Origin of the sequence: Aggregatibacter kilianii (genome assembly GCF_003129965.1) — a bacterium.
Lineage (GTDB): Bacteria > Pseudomonadota > Gammaproteobacteria > Enterobacterales > Pasteurellaceae > Aggregatibacter > Aggregatibacter kilianii_A.
Genome location: NZ_NRCJ01000020.1, coordinates 1 through 22,729, shown reverse-complemented (window position 1 = coordinate 22,729; position 22,729 = coordinate 1). Strand labels below are relative to the sequence as shown.

Here is a 22,729-nt window from a genome sequence, read left to right as displayed (position 1 = left end):
TACGGCGTTTTTATGCTGCGTGTTTCGGTTGTTTGAATACCGTCACTTCAGGCGCTGTGCCGGTGAATTTTTCCACTTGCACGATACAGGTGTTCGGCGAGTTGCCTTGTGCCAGTTTGGAGGTGCCTTCGTCGCGGGTGAGCACGTTCGGGCAGCCGTTTTTACATAACGGTTTTTCGCTTTCGCCGAGATCCATCGGGTCATACCATGCGCCTTCGTGAAGCGCTACCGTGCCTTTGATGATGTTTTCCGTTACCACAGCACCGGCAAGCACTTGTCCGCGTTTGCTGTGAATGCGCACGATGTCGCCGTCTTTAATGCCACGCGCTGCAGCATCTTCCGGGTGAATCATCACCGGTTCACGATCGTTCACCGCGTATTTTGGGCGTAGGGAAGTATGCGCCAATTGGCTATGCAAGCGGTAATACGGATGCGGTGTCACCAAGGCGAGCGGGTATTCTTCCGTCACGTTGCCGGCAAATTCTTCCGGTTCCATCCAGCTGGCATGGCCTTTGCAATCGTCGTAGTTCATTTTGGCGACCACATCGGAATAAATCTCGATTTTGCCTGACGGCGTGCCGAGCGGATTGAGTAACGGATCTTCACGGAATTCGCCGTAACGTACCCATTTTTTCGCCGCGTCACCGGCTTCAAAATTCAACGGTTTGTTTTCTGCCCAGAATTTATCAAAACGCGGCATGGCAACGCGATTGTTACGCGCGGCGGTGAAGGCGGCGTTATAGAATTCTTCTAGCCATTCCATTTCCGTTTTGCCTTCCGTGTATTGTTCTTCCACGCCGGCGCGTTTTGCCAATTCGACGAAAATGTCGTAGTCGTTTTTCGCTTCAAATTGCGGCGGCACCACTTGTTTCATCGGGTAAATGCTCATCATGGAATAGTCGCCCGCCATGGTGAGGTCGTTACGTTCGTAACTGGTGGTGGCAGGTAACACAATATCCGCCATACGTGCGGTTGGTGTCCAGTTCACTTCGTTGACGATCACTACATCCGGTTGTTGGAAGGCTTTTACCAAGGTGTTGGTGTCTTGGTGATGAACGAACGGATTGCCACCCGCCCAATACACGGCTTTGATGTTCGGATAGGTGATTTCTGTGCCGTTATACTGGATTTTTTTGCCCGGGTTGAGCAATACATCGGCGATACGCGCCAACGGGAACGCGGATTTGGAGGTGTCGTCCAACCAAGTTTTGGCACCGGCTTCCGCTGACGGGCTGGCAGTGATAGAACCGATAATGCCACCGGTTGCACTCGGTACGCCGCCGTTGGAATAATGGTAGCTCAAACCGAAACCGCCGCCCGGCAAGCCGATTTGTCCGAGCATGGAAGCAAGAGTGACGAGCATCCAATGGGTTTGTTCGCCGTGGCGTTGACGTTGCATCCCCCAGCCGCCCATGAGCATAGTGCGTTTGCTAGAGAAGTCGTTCGCCAATTGTTTGATTTTGTCTGCCGGAATGCCACAAATTTTGCTCGCCCATTCGGCGGTTTTTGGCACGCCGTCGGTTTTGCCTAATAAGTAATCTTCAAACTTGCTATAACCTGCGGTGTATTTTTTCAGGAAGTCTTTATCGTGCTTGCCTTCTTGCACCAAAGTGTGCGCAATCCCTAGCATTAACGGCACGTCTGTGGCAGTGTTGATCGGCAACCATTCCGCATTCAGCATTTGGCAGGTTTCGCTTTTTTGCGGGTCGATACAAATAATGCGTTTGCCGGTGGCTTGGAATTTTTTGAAATATTCAATGCCTTTTTGGTCGGTGGACATCCACGCAATGCGCATAGTAGTGAGCGGATTTGCCGACCAAAGGACGATAATATCGCTGTTTTCCAACACGGATTCCCAGCTGGTTTGTTGCTCATACACTTCAATGGTGCCGAGCACGTGAGGCATAATCACTTGCGCCGCGCCGGTGGAGTAGTCGCCTTTGTGACCCACAAAACCGCCGGTGGCATTCATATAACGTTGCAACAGCGTACGGGAGGCGTGCAGAGAACCGCAGCTAAACCAGCCGTAAGAACCGGCGAAAATGCCTGTCGGACCATGTTCATCACGTACTTTTTTCAATTGATTGTGAACGAGATCCAACGCCTCATCCCAAGACACGCGCACCCATTCGTCGCGACCGCGCATGGTGGTATCGCTTTTGCCCGGATTGGCTAAAAAGCCTTTGCGCACCATCGGGTATTTCACGCGGGTTTCGCTGTAAAGTTGATCTGCCACCACGGTTTGTAATTCGTTCGGTACGGCAGGTTCAATCGCCGGGCCGGATTTCACCGCTTTGCCGTCTTGCACAACGACACCAAGCGGTCCCCAGTGGGCGGCGGTCACTACGGTTTGCATACTTTTTTCCGTAGCTGCGGCGTTCGGCGAAATCACAGAACCGACTACGCCGCCGGAAAGAGATGCACCTGCTACGCCGAGAGAGGTTTTTTTCAAAAAGTCACGGCGGGTTTGATTAACGTTGTTTTTCATTTAAGCCTCGTTTTGTCGTCATTAAACTTAACATTACCAAGATGTGGGATTTTTCGATGACTATCCCTATTGTTTTAAATTCATATCTTTGGCGCTACGTTGTAAATAAATTGTTAGAGCGCGCACTTCATCTTTATTCATGGAAGTGCGATCTTTCATGGAATTCACCACGCCGATCCATTGGTTTGCGGTGTAATGATCCGCGCCGATTGCTGCGTGACAACCGCTACAATGGGTTTGATTCAAATTGTTACCGTATTGATTAAGTGCGGTCAAATCGGAAGACATTTTTTCTTTCGCCACATTGACGGCAAAATTCACTTCTTTCCATTCGGAATCGGTCACCTCATCATGTTTGGTTTGCAGCACTTGTGCATTATTGCGCGCGTCTTCGTCCACCAACGCCACGGTAATACGTTTGCCTAAATCCAAATACACCACAGATTCCGCACCGGTTTGTTGCCAGCCGTGCAACGTGCCGTGAATTTGATCCCCTTGTGCCTGCCATTGCGTCACTTCGGCAAACGGCATGAGACGCACCTCGCCGCCTTTCGCGCCTTGCGCTTTCACCATTTCAGTGGCGTATAAAGCGGTGTTTTCGGTAATTTGACCGCCTTTCGGTGCACCGGAGGCTGTCGCCGATTGATCCGCATGTACTTCAGGCAGAAAATGCACGATGCCTTTGTGGCAATCGATACAGGTTTGTCCGTTGGCTTTGGCGTCTATGTGGGTTTGTTTTGCCAACTTGGATTGTCGGGACAATTCCATAGCGTCGAAACTATGGCAGCTACGACAGGTTTCCGAATCCGTGGCTTTCATGTCGTCCCACACCCGTTGCGCCATTTCCGCACGGTGTGCTTCGTATTTTTCTTTGCTGTCCAATTTGCCTTGCATTTCATACCAAACGTCTTTCAACGCAATGAATTTGGCTTTCACATAATGCCAGCCTTCCTGCGGCACATGGCAATCCGCACATTCCGCCCGAATGCCTTTGGCATTGGCAAAATGGCTGGAGCCTTCCCATTCTTTTTGCGGATGTTCCATAGAATGGCAACTCACGCAAAATTCAGGCGAGCTGGTTTCGTGCATGACAAATTGTGTCCCCCATAACGCACCCGCGCCGATCCCCATCAGGCAAAGTGCGGTCACAATTTTTGTTGTTTTTGACATAATCACTCCGACATTTCATCGTTTAAATAACTAAAAAGAATTTATAACTACAATGAGTTAGCATGGATTCTAAGTTGTCCCAAGAAAAATACCTTGATTTCAATCAAGCGAAACTCACTCTTTTTCTTGATTCCCTTAGAAATCATGAGCCTATTTCTATTTTTGTGATGAGGGTCACGTTATAAATAATCATTATGTAAATGTTTATATTGGGTGAATTTAAAACCCAATTCACGGAATAGCAATTTCCGCGCTATCTGCTAAAATACGCCCCATTTTTCTATTAGATAAAAGTGAATGAACATGAAATTTATCGTCAAACTCTTTCCTGAAATCATGATTAAAAGCGAATCCGTGCGGAAACGGTTCGTAAAAATACTGACTGGCAATATTCGTAATGTACTGGCAAAACACGATGACACCATCGCGGTGGTGAAGCACTGGGATTACATTGAAGTGCGGTCGAAAATCGAAGCGAATTTGCCGATGCTCATCGAGCAACTGCAACGCATTCCGGGGATTCATCATTTTCTGCAAGTGGAAGAAAAACCGTTTACCAGCCTGCATGATATTTTCGAACAAACCCTGTCCGATATGGCGCCGCAACTGGAAAACAAAACCTTTTGCGTGCGGGTGAAACGCAAAGGTAAGCACGAATTTAACTCGTTGGAGGCGGAACGTTACATCGGCGGCGGGTTGAATCAGCATATCGCCAGCGCCAAAGTGCAGCTGAAAAATCCCGATGTGACGGTGCGTATTGAAATTGAAGACGACAAAATGATGCTGGTGCGCGCCCGTTACGAAGGTATCGGCGGGTATCCAATCGGCACACAGGAAGACGTGCTGTCGCTGATTTCCGGCGGGTTTGATTCCGGCGTGTCCAGTTATATGCTGTTGCGTCGCGGTTCGCGCGTGCATTATTGTTTCTTTAATTTAGGCGGCGCGGCGCACGAAATCGGCGTAAAACAAATGGCGTATCACATTTGGCAGCGTTACGGCAGTTCCCACAAAGTGCGTTTCGTGGCGATCAATTTTGAAGGTGTGGTGGGCGAGATTCTGGAAAACGTGGATAACGGGCAAATGGGCGTGGTGCTTAAACGCATGATGGTGCGCGCCGCGTCGAAAATTGCCCAACGTTTCGACATTCAGGCGATTGTCACCGGCGAGGCGTTAGGGCAGGTTTCCAGCCAAACCTTAACCAATTTGCGTTTAATTGATGAAGCCGCCGAGGTGTTGGTGTTGCGCCCGTTAATCACTCACGATAAAGAGCAAATTATCGCCATGGCAAAACACATCGGCACCGATGACATTGCCAAATCCATGCCGGAATTTTGCGGCGTCATTTCCAAAAATCCGACGGTGAAAGCGGTTAAAGCGAAAATTGAACAGGAAGAAAGCAATTTCAATTTTGCCGTGTTGGAAAGTGCGGTGGAAAACGCGCAATATTTGGACATTCGCCAAATCGCCGAACAAGCGGAAAAAGAGGTGATTGCCGTGGATACGGTGTCCGTATTGGACGCCAATGACGTGATTATCGACATCCGTAGCCCGGAAGAAATTGATGAAAAACCGTTACATATTGAAAATCAGGCGATCATTCTGCTGCCGTTTTATAAGCTCTCCAATCAATTCGCCGAACTGGATCAAAGCAAAAATTATGTGTTGTATTGCGAACGCGGCGTGATGAGCAAATTGCAGGCGTTATATTTGAAAGAAAGCGGGTTTTATAACGTGAGGGTGTTCAAGAAATAATTTTCTAGCGCATTCCACAAAAAGTGCGGTCGGTTTTTAGTTTGTTTTTCGGAGCTGAAAAACATGTTGTAAAACGACCGCACTTTTTTATTAAGATATGCTGTTAAGCGGCTTATACTCTCGTCTGAAAAATCACCTGTCCCGCTTTTTCCGCATAACTTGGCAGGCGATCGAAGTTGAGGTAGTTATACACTTCGTCTTTTTGTTTATCCAAATCCGCAACGGCATCGAAATATTCTTCGACCGTCGGCAATCGGCCGAGAATGGACGCAATGGAGGCCAGTTCGGCGGAGGCAAGATACACCTGCGCGCCTTGCCCTAAACGGTTCGGGAAGTTGCGCGTTGAGGTGGAAACAACGGCGGAATTGGCATGCACCCGAGCTTGATTTCCCATACAGAGCGAACAGCCCGGCATTTCGGTGCGCGCGCCGGCACGTCCGTAAATGTTGTAGTAGCCTTCCTCACATAATTTTTCCGCGTCCATTTTTGTCGGCGGCGCCAACCATAAACGGGTGTGGAGTTCGCCGTTCAATTTACTCAGTAATTTGCCTGCCGCGCGGAAGTGACCGATATTCGTCATGCAGGAGCCGATAAACACTTCATCAATTTTGTTGCCTTGTACGTCGGAAAGTAAGCGTGCATCGTCAGGGTCGTTCGGCACGCAAAGAATCGGTTCTTTGATGTCGTCAAGGTTAATCTCGATGACGGCGGCGTATTCCGCATCGGGATCCGCTTCCAACATTTCCGGATTTGCCAGCCAGGCTTCCATATCGTTTATTCGATTTTCCAGCGTGTTGGCGTCGCTGTAACCGTCGGCAATCATCGTTTTTAACAGCACGATGTTGGAGCGTAAGTATTCGGCAATGGCGCTTTCGTTGAGTTTCACCGTGCAAGCGGCGGCTGAACGTTCCGCCGTGGCATCCGCCAATTCAAAGGCTTGTTCCGGGGTTAACGTTTCCAAGCCTTCAATTTCAAGAATCCGACCGGAAAAGATGTTTTTCTTGTTTTCTTTGGCAACGGTGAGTAAACCTTGTTGAATGGCGTAGTACGGAATGGCGTGCACCAAATCGCGTAGGGTAATGCCTTTTTGTATTGTGCCTTTGAAGCGCACTAACACCGATTCGGGCATATCCAACGGCATGATGCCGGTGGCGGCGGCAAAGGCAACCAAGCCGGATCCTGCCGGAAATGAAATGCCGATAGGGAAGCGGGTGTGCGAATCGCCGCCGGTGCCGACGCTAAACGGCAGCAGCATTCGGTTTAGCCAAGAATGGATGACGCCGTCACCGGGACGCAGTGCAACGCCACCGCGTTCGGTAATGAATTTCGGCAGGGTTTTATGGGTTTCAATATCGCTCGGTTTCGGATACGGCGCGGTATGGCAGAAGGATTGCATCACAAGCGGCGAGGAGAATTTTAAACAGGCGAGATCTTTGAGTTCATCGCGCGTCATGGTGCCGGTGGTATCTTGCGAGCCGACGGAATTCATTTTAGGTTCGCAATATTGCCCCGGTCGCACGCCTTTTATGCCACAGGCTTTGCCGACCATTTTCTGGGCGAGAGTAAAGCCTTTATGGGTATCTGGCATTGTTGCCGCTTTCACAAAAATATCGCTTTCCGGCAAACCAAGCTCTGCGCGTGCTTTGGCGGTGAGCGCCCGACCGATAATAAGCGGGATACGACCGCCTGCGCGCACTTCGTCCAGTAAGCCTTCCGTTTTATAAGCAAATGTCGTGATGATGTCATCGGTGCCATGTTGACAGATTTTTTGCGCGTAAGGGTAGAAATCAATCACATCACCCATGTTTAGTGCGGTCACGTCTAATTCAATCGGCAATGCGCCGGAATCTTCCGCCGTGTTAAAGAAAATCGGCGCGATTTTACCGCCGAAAATAAAGCCGCCGGTGCGCTTGTTAGGGATGAACGGAATATCTTCGCCCATGTGCCACAACACGGAATTGGTGGCGGATTTACGGGAGGAACCGGTGCCGACCACATCGCCCACATAAACTAACGGAAAGCCTTTTTCTTTTAATGCGGCAAGTTGTTTTAACGGACCGACCGCACCCGGCTGATCCGGCTCGATGCCTTCACGGGGCATTTTCAGCATGGCATTGGCGTGTAGCGGAATGTCGGAACGACACCAAGCTTCCTGCGCCGGAGATAGATCGTCCGTGTTGGTTTCGCCTAATACTTTAAATACGGTGAGGGTAATTTTTTCCGCTAATTTCGGGCGTGAAGTGAACCAATCCGCCGCCGCCCACGACGCCAACACTTGTTGCGCAAAGGCATTGCCTTGTTTGGCTTTTTCGGCGATCGTTTGGAAACTGTCAAAAATCAGCAGCGTGAAAGAAAGGGCTTTAACGGCAAGCGGAGCGAGCTCATTATCGTCCAGTAAATCAATTAACGGCTGAACGTTATAGCCGCCGCTCATGGTGCCAAGCAATTCGACGGCGCGTTTTTTAGAAATTAACGGGCAGGATTCCGTGCCATTGGCAAGTGTTGTGAGAAATTCCGCTTTGGCTTTCGCCGCCTCATCAACACCGGGCGGTACGCGATTTTCAAATAAGGCAAGTAATTCTTTTTCCGTGCCGGCAACAGGCGCTTTAAGCAATTCGATAAGCGCTCGGGTTTGTTGTGCATCCAACGGCTTAGGCGCGATGCCCAAAGCGGCGCGTTCGGCAACGTGAGATTGATATTGTGCTAAGAAATTAGACATAATGACCACTCCAATATAGAATAAACGCAAGGAAATCAATTAAACATATATATGACTATATGTCATGCACGGTAATCCCTTTTATCGTGTATGTCAACACATTTTTTAAGGTTATTACATGATACAAAGTTACGACGCGAATTATGCCAATGCGTACAAAATGCCTCGCTATATCCAGATCAAATATGAACTTCAACAATTTTTGGCAAATCAAAACTGGCTATTTGACAAAGCTATTCCAAGCGAACAGGAATTGGCGAATGAATACGGCGTATCAATCGGCACCATTCGCAAAGCGGTGGAAGTTTTGGTGGAAGAAGGCGTTCTGATTAAACATCAAGGCAAGGGCACGTTTTTGAAGCATCCCGCATTTATTAAATCTTCTCTGATTCGTTTTTACGCTTTCACTGAGGAAGACAATGAAAATGATAAACTCTCGGGTGTGGTTAAAGTTGTAAAACGCGTTCCCTCTGATGAAAAGATTAATGCGATTTTAGGATTAGCGGTTGACGCGCCGTTGATTTATCTGGAGCGGGTTCGTGTGGATGGAGAGCGCGTGATTCTGAGTGATAAAATCTGGTTGTCCGAAGAAAAATTCGGCAGTTTTCTCCAATTGTCGCCGGAACAATTTCCATCCCGCCTTTACCCGTTTTATTTTGAACATTGCGGACAAATGGTGATTTCGGCAAAAGAACAGATGAATTTTCTGCTTAAACATGCCGATCCGTATTTAACCGACAATGAAGAAAACGCCGTCGTTCGTGTCTGTCGTGCCGCAAAAGGTTTGGACGGTAGCACGGTGGAATACCGCGAAACCTATGGCTTGGCGGAGAATTATTACTACGAAACGATCATTACGTAGTGCGTAGGCGGAAAAGTGCGGTTCAAAAAATACATGTTTTTTTAACCGCACTTTTTATTGTCGTTACAACTCAAACCTCTTTAAGAGCAGCCGTAAGGTTGCTCTTTTTTTGACATAAATCACAAATTCATAAAAAAGATAAATATCCACATTGACAGTAGGTATAAATAATTCAACTATATGACTAGTTGTTTCTATCTATTTTTCTTGTCGGAGTGTATCTATGAATACCAAAAAGCTTATTCACTATGCCATTATTCTGGCATTTCCGCTGTTAACTTATCTTTTTCCCGCGCCGGAGGGCTTGTCGCTGATTGGCTGGCATTTGCTTGGTGTCTATATCGGCACGATTATCGCCTTAATTCTTAAGCCTTTTCCCGCACCGCCGATTTTATTGGCGGCGGTTGCCTTAGCCTCCATTATTATTGCCAACACACCGGCGGAAACGGTGAACGGCACGAAAATCGCGTTAAAAGAGGGCGCGGTATTAGACGGGTATAAATCGGGTACAACCTGGTTGATTTTCGCCGCCTTTGCCATGAGCGGAGCCTTCGTTCAAACCGGGCTTGGGCGTCGAATCGCGTATAAAATGATCGGGGCGTTCGGTAGCACTACATTACGTTTGGGCTATGTGAACGCCTTTTTAGATCTGCTGATTTCTCCCGCAATGCCTTCAACCACCGCACGTGGGGGCGGCATCATGGCACCGATTATGGCATCTACCGCGGTTTCCTTAGGTTCGGAGCCGGAAACCACTCCGCGCAAAGCCGGGCATTATCTTTTGCTTAACACTTATATGGTGGTAAAAACCACCGGTTACATTACCTTAACCGGCATGGCGCCGAATGCGGTGGCGTTGGAGCTTATGCGCCCGATTTTGCATATTGATTATAACTGGACACAATGGTTTCTCGCTGCGTGCATACCGGGGTTTATCGCGCTGCTTCTCATGCCTGTGGTGGTGTATTTCCTTTATAAGCCTGAGTTAAAAGAAGTGAATAACAAAGAAATTGCACAAAAAGGCTTGGAAGAAATGGGACCGATGAGTCGCCGTGAAAAAACGCTTATCGTGCTCTTTTTCGGTGCGGTATTCGGTTGGGTTTTCTCCGACTTTTTGGGCATTTCCGCTGCGACGGTCGCGATTACGGCGATGGCGCTGATTATCCTCACTTCCGTATTGAGCTGGGAAGATATGCTTAAAAACAAAGGCGGCTGGACAACCTTCACTTGGTACGGCGGTTTATTGGGATTGGCGACGGTATTGGATAAAGCGGGCTTTTTCGGCTGGTTATCCGTCACCATGGGGAACATTATTTCCGGCGAAGGCGTTAACCCGATGTTCGTGACAATTCTGCTTTTGGTGTTAAGCGTGCTGGTGCGATATTTATTCGCTTCGGGCGGGGCTTATGTGGCGTCGATGGTCCCTGTTTTTTCAGCCGTAGGCTTAGCCGCCGGTGCCGACCCGATATTACTATCCCTCGGTTTACTCTTTTCCAACAGCTACGGCAGTATGGTGACACACTACGGTTCTGCACCTGCTGCGGTCATTTATGGATTAGGTTATCACGACGTAAAATCCTTCTGGATTACAGGCGCCGTATGCGCGGCAGTCACCTTGCTTATTCATATCACTATCGGCTTCGGCTGGTGGTCTGCCTTATACAATATGGGCTTATTTAATTAATTGAGTCTCGCACCGCTTTTTTATGTTTCGTCATAAAGTGCGGTGCGTTTTTCTTGCGTTTTTTTATTGAACAGGAGACTAGCGTGAGACGAATTCCTTGTATGATTATTCGCGGCGGCACATCCAAAGGGTTGTATTTTTTAAAACAAGATTTACCTACAGATATTGCGGAACGTGATAAATTTCTGATGACCGTCATGGGTTCCGGCGATGCTACGCAAATAAACGGCTTAGGCGGCGCAACCAGCGTCACCAGCAAAGTGGCGATTGTGTCTAAATCACAACAGGCAGGGGTGGATTTAGACTATCTTTTTGCTCAAGTCGGCATTGATAAAAAAGTCGTTGATACCGCGCCGTCATGCGGCAATATTCTCTCCGGCATTATTTGTTTCGCCGCTGAAAAAGGGCTGATTGAATTGCAGGACGGCATCACCAGCGTGGTGGTAAACAACGTGAATACCAGCAGCCTAATTGAAGTGTCGGCACAAAGTCCGAATCGGCAGTTGAAGTATGACGGCACGGCTGAAGTCTCGGGCGTACCGGGTTCCGGCTCACCGGTAAACTTGAATTTCAGCCAAATCGAAGGGGCGAAAACCGGCAAAATTTTCCCTACCGGCAATAAACAGGATGAGATTAACGGCTATCGCGTCACTTGTATTGATGTCGCCATGCCGATGGTGTTGTTTAATGCCGAAGATTTAGGTTTAACGGGGAAAGAAAGCAAGGCGGAACTGGACGCCAATCCCGCCTTGTTTGAGATTATCGAACCGATCCGACGCAAAGCGGGCGAATTGATGGGCTTGGGCGATGTGTCGAATAAAGTGATTCCGAAGATCGGTATTCTTTCCCGCCCCGCCGGCAAAGGCAACATTACCTCCCGCTATTTCGTGCCGGACAAATGCCATGCCAGCCATGCGGTTACCGGTTCCATTTGCGTCTCCGCCGCCGCTAAAATTGAAGGCACGATTGCCGCCGAACTGTATAAAGACACCGGCAGCGTAATCACGATTGAGCATCCGTCGGGTTTTATCAGCGTGGATATGCTATGTGAGCCGGATGATGTTACGGGCTATAAATTCACCCGCGCCGCGCTTGTACGCACCGCACGTCCGTTAATGATAGGCGAGGTGTATTATGATGAAAGCCTGGCGGATTAGGTTTTAGACGAGTAAAGTGCGGTTGGTTTTCAACGCGTTTTTCATCTCCGAAAAACAATCTGAAAACCAACCGCACTTTTTTAACGATTAAATTTCAAACACCGATCCGACAGGAATTTCACGACGCAGCATCTTTTCACTAAAATGCACAATATTATGTTCGCCGAGAATTTTAACTTGATTACCGCTAATCAAAAACGCCGAGCCTTCCGGCATAGCATAGATTTGCGCTGTCGGATTCACCAGTAAAAATTCCTCAAAACGTTCTTCACGGCTTTCGCCGTTATGCCCCGGCATTTTACCGGAAATAAAATGCGGGTTAATTTGATAAGGGAACAAATTCAGCGCATCAAAAGACGGCGGGTAAGTAATGGGCATGTCGTTGGTAGTCATAATCGATTTGCTCGCCATATTGGCACCGGCGCTCCAACCGAAATACGGCGTGCCGCTTTTTACTTTCTCACGAATAATCCCTAACAAATCATGCTCATACATTTGTTTTAACAGACAAAACGTGTTCCCGCCACCGATAGCGATAACGTCAGCCTGCTCAATAATGGCGCGGTGCGGCTTGCCGTGGTGTACCGATTGAATGTCCATATTTAACGGCGCCAAAATTTGTTGCACTTTTTGTTCATATTGATCGTGAGTTTGGCGCACACCGGCATAAGGTACAAAGGCGATTTTTTTGCCCTGATACGGTGCGAGAAAATCCCGTAACCACGGAATCGCGTGTTCCAAATAACCCGTATTGCCATATCTTGAACCACTGAGCAGTAACATTTTTTGCATGATAAACCTCCTGATGAAATAAACTTCATCATTATGCTTAATTATCTGTTTTTATTAAGTAAAAAATGTGAATTTTGTGATCTGCGTAGCGATTTAAGTGCGGTGCGTTTTGGCGGTGTTTTATTTTTCTTGTAATCTATTGTCGATTGTTGGGTCGATATTGCGACAAAGGATAAATGAAATGACTAACCAAATTCAGATTTACACCAGTCAGGACGGGAAGGTTTCGTTAACTGTATCTTTTGAGAAGGAGACGGTTTGGCTGACACAAGCGCAAATGGCAGAATTGTTTGAAGTTAAGGTACAGAACATTACGATGCACCTTAAAAATATTTATGAGGAATTAGAACTAGAGGAAAATTCAACTTGTAAGGATTTCTTACAAGTTCAGCAAGAAGGGGAGCGTCAGGTTAAACGTAAGAGAAAATATTACAACCTCGATGCCATTATTTCTGTCGGTTATCGCATCAGCTCTAAGCGGGCGACGCAATTCCGACAATGGGCGACACAAACTTTGAAGCAATATTTGGTGCTGGGTTATGCGTTAAATGAACGGCGGTTACAAGAACGCGGCATTGAATTTGAGCAAGTGATTAGGTTGCTTGGGCAAACGTTAAATAATCAAGCATTATTATCCGATGAGGGTAAAGCGGTATTAGTGGTGGTGCGGGAGTATGCGCGCAGTTGGAGCTTGTTACAGGCTTATGACGAACAAAGTTTAACCGCGAATCAAAATAAGCAGGATAATATGGTTCCGTTAGTTTTGGATAATGTGTTACAGGCGATTTCCCAATTAAAGCAGGCGTTAATAGCGAAAGGCGAGGCGACGGCGTTATTCGGACAGCAACGAAATTCCGGACTGGCTTCCGCCGTTGCAACCATTGAACAAGGCTTCGGCGATACGCTCTTTTACCCGAACGTTGCTGCTCGGGCAGCGAATTTGTTGTATTTTATTATCAAAAATCATCCGTTAACCGACGGCAATAAGCGCACCGGATCTTTTTTGTTTTTATGGTATTTGCGTCTGAATCAGCATTTGTTAGCAAAGCCGGTGGAACAGCTGATTAACGATAATACACTAGTGGCGCTAGCCTTGCTTGTGGCGGAAAGTTTGCCTGAACAGAAAGAACTCATGATTAAGCTTATTGAGCATTTTATTTTATTGAAAGCTTGATGGATTGATTTTCAGCAGAAAAGTGCGGTGAAAATTCTCAGTGTTTTTTCACCGCACTTTTTATTAAATATTAATCGCCTCCGGGTGCTCTTCGTATTCTTGTGATTCCAGTAGTTCGCCTAAAAGCTCGTCAATGGCGGAGCAGAGGAGGGAGCGATCGTGGCGGTAGGAAATATCGTCGGCATTGAGGCGACCAGCGAGGATTTTGATGTTAGATTGATTTTCTTGAGGGCAATTCAAGGACACGCTGTCGAATGGCACGATGGCGGCATCAATGATCGGTTTGCCGATGATATTGTTTATCCATTGAATGCGATCGGCAAGGGAAAGTTTTGCGGCGGGGCTGTGTTCGACACCAAGATTATCAATAAAAATCTTCTTGGCACGGCTTTGTTGTAATTGTTCGATAACCTCAGGCAACAAAATCGGCGGCAGAATACTGGTTAGAAAACTGCCCGGTCCGAACAGGATAACTTTTGCTTCTTTTAGTGCGTTAATGGCTTCCGGCGTAGCTTGCACATGAGGCAGGAGAAAAATAGATTTCGGCAGTTCGGTTAAACTATCCACACGCACCTCACCCACCACGCTGGAACCGCTGCCTAAAACGGCGGCGAGGTGAACAGGTTGTTCAGACATAGGAACAATGAAGGATTTGACATTAAGCAAATCACGAATCAGGTTAACGGCCTCCATGGGACGGATATGTAAATCTTCCAGCGCTTTTAACATCAAATTGCCGAGATTGTGCCCTGCTAATTCGCCATTGCCGCTGAATCGATATTCAAAAAGAGCGGAAGCGGTGCTGGGTTGCGTGATAATTTGGTTGAGGCAGTTGCGTAAATCGCCCCAGGCAATGCCGCCTTGATCGGAGCGGATGCGTCCTGTGGAACCGCCGTTATCGGTGGTGGTGACAATGGCGGTGAGACGTTCGTTCATAAAACTTAATGCGGACATTACCCGACCTAATCCATGTCCTCCGCCAATCGCCACGATTTTTTTGATTTTACTTAGATTTTCGTGTTGTTGATAGCCGTTGAAGTCCGCCATTTTTATTTTCCTTTATTTTATTTCCGGCAATGCTAAGAATTTATTTCAAGTAGCAAGTTTATAATTATTATGGGGTAGATAAATACCTTTTTCTTGTTATTTTTATTAACGCTATATATTTTTATATATAATTGATTTTAAAGAATTTTGTTATTTTATAATCTAGATCAAATTAATTGATTGCATTTGCTAAATTTTATCTTTTACAATACAGAAAATTTAACTTAACGCATATAACTCCGAGCTTACTTCACCTACGTTTTGGCCACAAAATAGGGTGGTAATGCCAATAATACGACGTTTGTATTATTCAGGGATACGTTGGAAACGATTTATCCTCTCCGTTTTTAGAAAGGTGTCACATGCAAACCATTCCAATCAAAAATGTTGGAACGACTCAACTTGTTGATGCGTTCCAACGCGAATACTATTATTTGCGACTGTCGATTACTGATATGTGTAATTTTCGTTGCAATTACTGTCTGCCTAACGGTTATCAACCTGAGCCCAATAAACCGAGCTTTTTAACGTTGGACGAAATTCGTCGCGTGGTAAGTGGCTTTAGTGTTATGGGAACGGAAAAAGTCCGTATTACCGGTGGCGAGCCAACCTTACGCAAAGATTTCCTACCGATTGTCGAAACCATCAGCCAAATCGACGGCATTAAACAAATCGCTTTAACAACCAACGGTTTTCGCTTATTCAAAGATGTCGAACGCTGGAAACATGCCGGGATCACATCCATTAATGTCAGTGTTGACAGCTTAGATGCCAGAATGTTCCAACGGATCACCGGCGTAGATAAATTTGATGACATTATGCGCGGGATTGATCGTGCTTTCGCATGCGGTTATCAAAAAATCAAAGTCAACTCCGTATTAATGAAGGACTTGAATGATAAAGATTTTTCCGGATTTTTGGCATGGATTAAAGATAAACCGATCCAAATGCGTTTCATTGAATTAATGCAAACCGGTGAAATGGATACGTTCTTCCAAAAATATCATTTATCCGGGCTGGTTCTGGAGCGGAAATTATTAGACGCAGGCTGGCAATTACAGGTCAAAGCCCGTTCTGATGGCCCGGCGAAAGTTTTCCGCCATCCCGATTATGTGGGGGAAATCGGTTTGATTATGCCTTATGAGAAAAATTTCTGTGCCAGCTGTAATCGCTTGCGGGTCTCTGCTAAAGGGAAACTGCATCTCTGTTTATTTGGTGAGGAAGGTATTGATTTGCGCGATTTGTTACAATCAGATGAGCAACAAGTTCTTTTGCAATCAAGAATTTTCTCTGCGTTACAAGGTAAGCGAGAACATCATTATCTGCATATCGGCGACAGTGGCGTTCGTAATCATTTAGCCAGTATCGGCGGTTAATTCTCGCCGATACTAAAAACATGTCTAAAAACAACCGCACTTTTTAATTATCATGACCACATTTACTCATATTAACGCGAATGGCGAGGCGAACATGGTGGATGTTTCCGCCAAAGCCGAAACCGTCCGTGAAGCCCGCGCCGAAGCCTATATTCGTATGGCGCCGGAAACCCTACAAATGATCCTGTCCGGACAACATCATAAAGGCGATGTGTTCGCCACCGCCCGAATCGCCGGTATTCAAGCGGCAAAACGTACTTGGGAGCTGATTCCGTTGTGTCATCCGCTGTTACTTTCCAAAGTGGAAGTCAGCCTGACCGCATTGCCTGAAACCAATCAGGTTCGCATTGAAAGCCTATGTAAATTAACCGGTAAAACTGGTGTAGAAATGGAGGCCTTAACTGCCGCCAGTGTCGCCGTATTGACCATTTATGATATGTGCAAAGCGGTGCAAAAAGATATGGTGATTGAAACCGTGCGTTTGTTGGAAAAGTGCGGTGGAAAATCCGGGCATTTTATCGCGGAGGAAAAATAATGTTACGCGTGTTATTTTTTGCGCAAACCCGTGAGTTAATCGGTTTGGATTCTCTTGATATTGAAGAAAATTTCACGACGGCAGAAGCATTGCGCCAACATTTAGCCGCAAAAGGTGATAAATGGGCGTTGGCGTTGCAATCGGATAAATTGTTGGTCGCCATTAATCAGACGCTTATGCCGCTGGAAAGTGCGGTCAACAATGGTGATGAAATTGCCTTTTTCCCGCCGGTGACCGGAGGCTAAATGGACGATATTCAAATTGCCGTGCAGGAACAATCGTTCGATCAAAATGCGGTATATCGCTGGTTGAGCGAGGATAATGCCGTAGGTGCCACAGTGATGTTTGTGGGTAAAGTGCGCGATATGAACTTGGGCGATGAGGTCAGCAGTTTGTATCTGGAGCATTATCCCGCTATGACTCACAAGGCGCTGATGGACATTGCGCAACAGGCAAAAGTGCGGTGGGATTTACAGAAGATTTCTATTATCCATCGGGTTGGTTTGTTACAAACCGGTGATGAAATCGTGTTGGTGGGAACGGCTTCGGCACATCGCGGCGATGCGTATCATGCCAATGAATTTATTATGGATTATTTAAAAACCAAAGCGCCGTTTTGGAAAAAGGAACAAACGGAAAAAGGCGAGCGTTGGATTGAAGGGCGCGACAGTGATTATGCCGCTGCCGATAAATGGAAATAACACATAATCTATTTAGACCTCAGCAAAAAATCTCCATTTCTTCGATGAAACGGAGATTTTTTATTGGATAAACGCAAAATCTCGTGCTTTTCTTGGAAAAGATAGGTCGCTTTATGCTAGAATAAGCGACCGTTTTTCTTGGTATCGGGTGATACCAATCGAATAGTTTAAATTATTTTGAGTCGTCGGAGGAATAGATGACAAGTTCTGCAAATAAACGTTCTGTAATGACGCTATTTTCAAACAAAACCGATATTTATTGCCACCAAGTGCGCATCGTATTAGCAGAGAAAGGCGTAGCTTATGAAACGGAAATTGTAGATCCGCAAGTATTATCAGAAGATTTAATGGAACTCAATCCGTATGGCACCGTACCGACTTTGGTTGATCGCGATCTTGTTTTATTTAACTCCCGCATTATTATGGAATATTTGGATGAGCGTTTTCCGCATCCGCCGCTCATGCCGGTTTATCCGGTGGCGCGTGGTAAGAGCCGTTTGCTGATGTTACGAATTGAACAAGATTGGTATCCGACCTTAGAAAAAGCGCAAAACGATTTGTCCGATGCGGAACGCGCGAGTGCATTGAAACAATTGAAAGAAGAAATCCTTGCCGTGGCGCCGATTTTCAACCAGCACACTTATTTTATGAGCGATGAGTTCAGTTTAATCGACTGCTATGTAGCACCGTTATTATGGCGTATGCAGGAGCTGGGTGTGGAGTTCACCGGCGCAGGCAGCAAAGCGATTAAAGCCTATATGTCCCGTGTGTTTGAACGTGATTCTTTCCTGCAATCTGTAGGCGAATTGGCACCGAAAAATTTAATGGATGAGAAATAATAGGTCATTGAATGGAATATAAATCATCCCCAAAACGCCCTTATTTATTAAGGGCTTATTACGATTGGTTAATTGATAATGACTTCACGCCGTACTTAGTGGTGGATGCTACTTACTGGGGCGTGAAAGTACCGGTAGAGTATGTCAAAGACGGGCAAATCGTGTTGAATTTGTCTGCTAATGCCACCGGAAACCTGCAGTTGACCAATGATTTTATTCAATTTAACGCACGTTTTCGTGGTGTGCCACAAGATATTTATATCCCCCTTGGCGCCGCCTTAGCAATTTATGCTCGAGAGAATGGTGACGGCGTGATGTTTGAACCGGAAGTCGCTTATGATCATCCGGAGCAAACTGAAGAACAACCGACAAGTTTTGAGCATGTGGTGGATAAAACTGAAAAGCCAAAAAGCACAGAGAAAAAATCTACCTCTCACTTACGCATTATCAAATAGCCGTTCGGTCACCAAATTAAAAAAACACTAAAAAAAGATACCGCACTTTGGTATCTTTTTTGTTACCTGAAACCTCAAAAGTGCGGTTGTTTCTTAAAGTGTTTTTACTGATATAAAAAAATCGCCTTGTTTGAATAGCAAGGCGATTTTTGTTTTAGTAATGAATTTAGAAATTCGCGTTACGAGGTGCCCGTGGGAACGGGATCACATCACGAATATTTTGTAACCCTGTCACATAAACAATTAAACGTTCAAAGCCTAGACCAAAACCGGAATGCGGCACAGTGCCATAACGGCGTAAATCACGATACCACCAATAATCTTCCGGATTTAAGCCCATTTCTTCCATGCGTTTATCTAACACATCTAAACGTTCTTCACGTTGTGAGCCACCGATGATCTCACCAATTCCCGGTGCTAATACGTCCATTGCCGCAACGGTTTTGCCGTCGTCATTTAAACGCATATAGAAGGCTTTAATGTCTTTCGGGTAGTTTTTCACTACAACAGGGGATTTGAAATACTCCTCCGCCAAATAGCGTTCATGTTCGGAAGAAAGGTCAATACCCCAAGAAACCGGGAATTCAAAGGTTTTGCCGGATTTCAATAAAATTTCAATGGCATCGGTGTAATCTACTTGGGCGAAATCAGAGTTAATAAAACGCTCCAAACGATTAATGACATCACCGTCAACGTGTTTGGCAAAGAATTCTAAATCATCGCGACGTTCTGTTAACACAGCACGGAAAACGTATTTCAACATGTCTTCGGCAAGTTTTGCGTTATCGGCGAGCGTGGCGAAAGCCACTTCAGGCTCAATCATCCAGAATTCCGCCAAGTGACGGGTGGTGTTGGAGTTTTCGGCGCGGAATGTCGGACCGAAGGTATAGATTTTACTTAATGCACAAGCGTAAGTTTCGCCGTTTAGCTGACCGGAAACCGTTAAGAAAGATTCTTTACCGAAGAAATCTTGGCTAAAATCCACCGCACCTTTGTCGGTACGCGGTAAGTTTTCCAAATCTAACGTGGAAACACGGAACATTTCGCCTGCACCTTCCGTATCAGACGCCGTAATTAACGGGGTAGCGACCCAATAAAAACCTTGTTCATGGAAGAAACGATGAATTGCCTGTGCTAAGCAATGACGCACGCGGGCAACCGCACCAATAATATTAGTACGCGGGCGTAAATGCGCCACTTCGCGTAAATATTCGATGGAGTGACGTTTTGCCGCCATCGGGTAGGTTTCCGGCTCTTCTACCCAGCCGGTTACTTCCACTTTTTCCGCTTGTAGTTCAACCGCCTGGCCTTCCGCCGGGGATTCCACCAGCGTGCCGGTTACAATCACGGAGCAGCCTGCGGTTAGGCGCAAAACTTCGGCTTCATAGTTTTCGATGTCATTATTTACGATAGCTTGGATGGGGGCGAAGCAAGAGCCGTCATAAACGGCGAGGAAAGATAGGCCTGCTTTGGAATCGCGACGGGTGCGCACCCAACCACGCACAGTCACTTTTTCGCCAATTGCAATTTTGCCTTGCAGCACATCTACAATTGATGCAATTTTTGTCATATATACCTCAAAATCAATACATTTTTTGAAAACCGGATTAGTTTACCTCAAGTTAGAAAAATTGCCAAAATCTATCGGAAGTTTTTATTTTTGTGACAAGGGGCACAGATTTAACGTAAATTCCTTGAGTAAAAGTAACGAACTGGTATAAATAATTTTATTAAATGAATTATTTATAAAAAATATGGAATGATTTAATGAAAAAGGAAGATAAAACCCCATCACGCCTGGTTCAACTTGGTAAAATTTATCGTCTCATCGAACAATTTGAAGAAATTTCACGCATTGAACTCTCCAAACTTTCCGGCTTAGCGCCGGCGTCTATTACTTCGTTGAGTCGCTCTCTTATTGAAAAACGCCTGATTATGGAGAAAACCTCAAGAAATACCGACAATCGCGGGCGCCCGGCCATTGCTTTGTGTGTTTCGCCTTTTTATTGGCAGGCATTGTGCGCCACCTTAATGGAAGATCGCTTTGAAATTATTTTAAGTGAATTGGATGGCGTAATTATTGAACAAAGTGTTTTTCCTTTGCTAAAAAATGACTTAAAACACTTGGATAAATTTTTAGTAAGAAGCGTAAAACAATTTTTGGCAGAAAGCCTCTCTCTTGCCCGCCCGATAACTTTTTCTGTCACGGTGGGCGGCGAGCTGGATAAAAACGGGCATCTGATTAAGCTCGGGCGCAAGCAGTTTACTCCTTTGGATTTAAAATCTTTATTTACTCCTTATTTCAACATTCCTATTTTGATCGCCGAATATTTCAAAACCTGGCTATTGGCGGAGTCCACCTTGGGGAACGTGATTAACTGCGATGACGTATTGTTTTTGCAGTTGGATGACGAAATTAATTTAAGTGTTTTATCAAAAGGCGAGCTGTTGTTTAGTCGGGAGCAGGACAAAATCAACATTAATCATTTAATTGTGCCGCGATTAAATGAATTACAGGCGCTTATTAATCACGATTTACCTGAAATTGAACGCTATCAGGTGCAACACCAAATCACGCATCGGGCTATTGCACAGTTTGTCGATGCGCTTTATCCCAATAATGTGTTCGGCAATAATTCCGATAAAATTAACTTTCTATGTGAACAGGTTCAATTGAAGGATAAAAATGCCTTGCGGATTTTGGAGCATATTACCGATTGCTTGGCGTATATTTTAATGAATCTGGTTCATATTTTTTCAGCCCGTAGGGTTATGCTTAACTCCAGCCTATTGCAACTGAAAGATTTGCTACTCGAACAGCTTAACCGTAAATTAAAATTATATTTACCGGATAACATCGGCGAAGTTTCGGTGATTACAGGCAAATATGAGTGGAATAGCCCGATTGTCGCAGCTTCAGCGATTAAGCAAGGCATTTATGATGGAAGTTTGCTGACTTCTTTAATAAAAAGCGAAGAAAACAGCATAAATTTCTAAAATTTTGTTTTAGCTCAATATTGCTCATTGGAATTTCCTTTAGAATTTAGCCCATATTATGAGAAGGGGAATACAATGAGCAGTTTTTTTGTTACCGGAACAGACACCGATGTCGGCAAAACCGTCGTCAGCCGAGCCATTATGCAGGCTTTACAAAAAATCGGCATCCAAGTAGTCGGTTATAAGCCCATTGCATTCGGGCAAGAAGACGTAATTTATCCCGATCATCAAACGCAGACGCCGGGCGATTACGATGCCAAAGATAACCCGGATGTATTAACGTTAATCAACAGCACTAAAGAAAAAGTGCGTTATGAGGACGTAAACAGCTATACTTTCTTGCATTCCATGCCCATTCTGAATGAAAGTTGCAAACGCGTGAAAATTAGCAAACTCAACGCAGATCTGGCGCGTTTATCTTCACGCTACCAATCTGTTTTGGTTGAAGGTGCTTTTGGTTGGCTCACGCCGATTAATAAAGATTACAGCTTTGCCGATTGGGTTTACGAGCAAAAAATGCCGGTGGTTCTAGTGGTGGGTATCAAAGAAGGTTGCATTAATCACACCTTATTAACCGTGCAATCTATTCTTGAGCGAGGCTTACCGTTATTAGGCTGGGTAGCAAACCGAATCAATCCCGGTTTAGGACATTACGCCGAAGTTATCGAAACGCTAAAACAAAAAGTGGACGCCCCATTGCTAGGTGAGGTAGCTTACATCCATAAACCTGAAGAGCAGGATCTCAGCCGCTTCATCACCGACATTGATCGCTTAACTTACATGCAAACGGAGTTAGTGGCATAAAAGTGCTCTGCTCCCCAAAAGTTGGACAGATAACTAAACTTCAGTTAAATATTGAGCTCTGTATTGCACAGGGCTCAAATTGTTTAACTTAGGCTTAATGCGTTCCTCGTTATAATAACGAATATAGTCATGTATTGCCCGTTCTAATTCATCAATATTGTTAAACCGGCGGGAATA

Annotated in this window: 20 protein-coding genes and 1 riboswitch; of the genes, 13 read left to right on the top strand and 7 right to left on the bottom strand. The window is 45.8% G+C overall.

Going from position 1 to position 22,729, the window contains the following annotated elements; genetic code table 11:
• Positions 1-10 precede the first annotated feature (10 nt).
• The gene (gene torA, locus DK430_RS12285; RefSeq protein WP_109079348.1) at positions 11-2,488 is read right to left on the bottom strand and encodes a trimethylamine-N-oxide reductase TorA; all 2,478 of its coding nucleotides are present in this window, start codon (positions 2,486-2,488) and stop codon (positions 11-13) included.
• Between the two features lie 66 nt (positions 2,489-2,554).
• Complete coding sequence (locus tag DK430_RS12280; protein WP_109079347.1) at positions 2,555-3,658, bottom strand: NapC/NirT family cytochrome c; 1,104 nt, start codon at positions 3,656-3,658, stop codon at positions 2,555-2,557.
• Between the two features lie 303 nt (positions 3,659-3,961).
• Here DK430_RS12280 and thiI point away from each other — a divergent pair, with 303 nt between their 5' ends.
• Positions 3,962-5,410: a tRNA uracil 4-sulfurtransferase ThiI gene (gene thiI / locus DK430_RS12275; RefSeq protein ID WP_109079346.1), complete on the top strand. Its 1,449-nt coding sequence runs from the start codon at positions 3,962-3,964 to the stop codon at positions 5,408-5,410.
• Positions 5,411-5,522: 112 nt separating this feature from the next.
• Here thiI and acnB read toward each other — a convergent pair whose 3' ends face one another.
• Positions 5,523-8,129 (bottom strand): bifunctional aconitate hydratase 2/2-methylisocitrate dehydratase, encoded by a 2,607-nt coding sequence (gene acnB, locus DK430_RS12270; RefSeq protein WP_109079345.1) that lies wholly within the window; start codon positions 8,127-8,129, stop codon positions 5,523-5,525.
• Between the two features lie 118 nt (positions 8,130-8,247).
• Here acnB and DK430_RS12265 point away from each other — a divergent pair, with 118 nt between their 5' ends.
• The 3 genes from DK430_RS12265 to DK430_RS12255 all read left to right on the top strand — a co-directional run bounded on the left by DK430_RS12265 (position 8,248) and on the right by DK430_RS12255 (position 11,832).
• Entirely contained in the window at positions 8,248-8,991 is a 744-nt protein-coding gene (locus tag DK430_RS12265; protein ID WP_109079344.1) for a GntR family transcriptional regulator, read from the top strand.
• Between the two features lie 223 nt (positions 8,992-9,214).
• Positions 9,215-10,675 carry an anion permease gene (locus tag DK430_RS12260; RefSeq protein ID WP_109079343.1) on the top strand — a complete coding sequence of 487 codons (1,461 nt, stop codon included), beginning with the start codon at positions 9,215-9,217 and terminating at the stop codon, positions 10,673-10,675.
• A gap of 83 nt (positions 10,676-10,758) precedes the next feature.
• Positions 10,759-11,832: a 4-oxalomesaconate tautomerase gene (locus tag DK430_RS12255; protein WP_109079342.1), complete on the top strand. Its 1,074-nt coding sequence runs from the start codon at positions 10,759-10,761 to the stop codon at positions 11,830-11,832.
• An 87-nt stretch (positions 11,833-11,919) separates the two neighbouring features.
• Here DK430_RS12255 and pepE read toward each other — a convergent pair whose 3' ends face one another.
• Entirely contained in the window at positions 11,920-12,624 is a 705-nt protein-coding gene (pepE, locus tag DK430_RS12250; RefSeq protein WP_109079341.1) for a dipeptidase PepE, read from the bottom strand.
• A gap of 181 nt (positions 12,625-12,805) precedes the next feature.
• On the opposite strand from pepE, the gene DK430_RS12245 reads away from it, so the two are divergent.
• Positions 12,806-13,798, top strand: a complete 993-nt coding sequence (locus tag DK430_RS12245) for a virulence RhuM family protein/type II toxin-antitoxin system death-on-curing family toxin (RefSeq protein WP_109079340.1) — start codon at positions 12,806-12,808, stop codon at positions 13,796-13,798.
• Positions 13,799-13,861: 63 nt separating this feature from the next.
• On the opposite strand, the gene DK430_RS12240 is transcribed toward DK430_RS12245, so the two are convergent.
• On the bottom strand, positions 13,862-14,845 hold the full coding sequence (locus DK430_RS12240; RefSeq protein WP_109079339.1) for a gluconeogenesis factor YvcK family protein: 984 nt from the start codon (positions 14,843-14,845) through the stop codon (positions 13,862-13,864).
• A gap of 225 nt (positions 14,846-15,070) precedes the next feature.
• Positions 15,071-15,219, top strand: a riboswitch (molybdenum cofactor riboswitch).
• Here DK430_RS12240 and moaA point away from each other — a divergent pair.
• From moaA to DK430_RS12210, 6 genes are all read left to right on the top strand, one after another.
• Entirely contained in the window at positions 15,208-16,221 is a 1,014-nt protein-coding gene (moaA, locus tag DK430_RS12235; protein ID WP_109079338.1) for a GTP 3',8-cyclase MoaA, read from the top strand. (Overlaps the previous riboswitch by 12 nt.)
• 52 nt (positions 16,222-16,273) lie before the next feature.
• Positions 16,274-16,756: a cyclic pyranopterin monophosphate synthase MoaC gene (gene moaC, locus DK430_RS12230; protein WP_109079337.1), complete on the top strand. Its 483-nt coding sequence runs from the start codon at positions 16,274-16,276 to the stop codon at positions 16,754-16,756.
• On the top strand, positions 16,756-17,001 hold the full coding sequence (moaD, locus tag DK430_RS12225) for a molybdopterin synthase sulfur carrier subunit (protein ID WP_109079336.1): 246 nt from the start codon (positions 16,756-16,758) through the stop codon (positions 16,999-17,001). Before moaC ends, moaD begins: the two co-directional genes overlap by 1 nt.
• Positions 17,002-17,457 (top strand): molybdopterin synthase catalytic subunit MoaE, encoded by a 456-nt coding sequence (moaE, locus tag DK430_RS12220; RefSeq protein ID WP_109079335.1) that lies wholly within the window; start codon positions 17,002-17,004, stop codon positions 17,455-17,457.
• A 197-nt stretch (positions 17,458-17,654) separates the two neighbouring features.
• The gene (sspA, locus tag DK430_RS12215; protein ID WP_109079334.1) at positions 17,655-18,296 is read left to right on the top strand and encodes a stringent starvation protein SspA; all 642 of its coding nucleotides are present in this window, start codon (positions 17,655-17,657) and stop codon (positions 18,294-18,296) included.
• An 11-nt stretch (positions 18,297-18,307) separates the two neighbouring features.
• A complete protein-coding gene (locus tag DK430_RS12210) occupies positions 18,308-18,751 on the top strand; it encodes a ClpXP protease specificity-enhancing factor (protein ID WP_109079333.1) in 444 nt (147 codons plus the stop codon).
• A gap of 166 nt (positions 18,752-18,917) precedes the next feature.
• Here DK430_RS12210 and asnS read toward each other — a convergent pair whose 3' ends face one another.
• Positions 18,918-20,321, bottom strand: a complete 1,404-nt coding sequence (gene asnS / locus DK430_RS12205; RefSeq protein ID WP_109079332.1) for an asparagine--tRNA ligase — start codon at positions 20,319-20,321, stop codon at positions 18,918-18,920.
• Positions 20,322-20,518: 197 nt separating this feature from the next.
• Here asnS and DK430_RS12200 point away from each other — a divergent pair, with 197 nt between their 5' ends.
• On the top strand, positions 20,519-21,748 hold the full coding sequence (locus DK430_RS12200; protein WP_109079331.1) for an ROK family protein: 1,230 nt from the start codon (positions 20,519-20,521) through the stop codon (positions 21,746-21,748).
• A 75-nt stretch (positions 21,749-21,823) separates the two neighbouring features.
• Positions 21,824-22,552 carry a dethiobiotin synthase gene (bioD, locus tag DK430_RS12195; protein ID WP_109079330.1) on the top strand — a complete coding sequence of 243 codons (729 nt, stop codon included), beginning with the start codon at positions 21,824-21,826 and terminating at the stop codon, positions 22,550-22,552.
• Positions 22,553-22,585: 33 nt separating this feature from the next.
• On the opposite strand, the gene DK430_RS12190 is transcribed toward bioD, so the two are convergent.
• A partial coding sequence (locus tag DK430_RS12190) for an IS3 family transposase (protein ID WP_162616849.1) occupies positions 22,586-22,729 on the bottom strand: 144 nt, incomplete at its 5' end.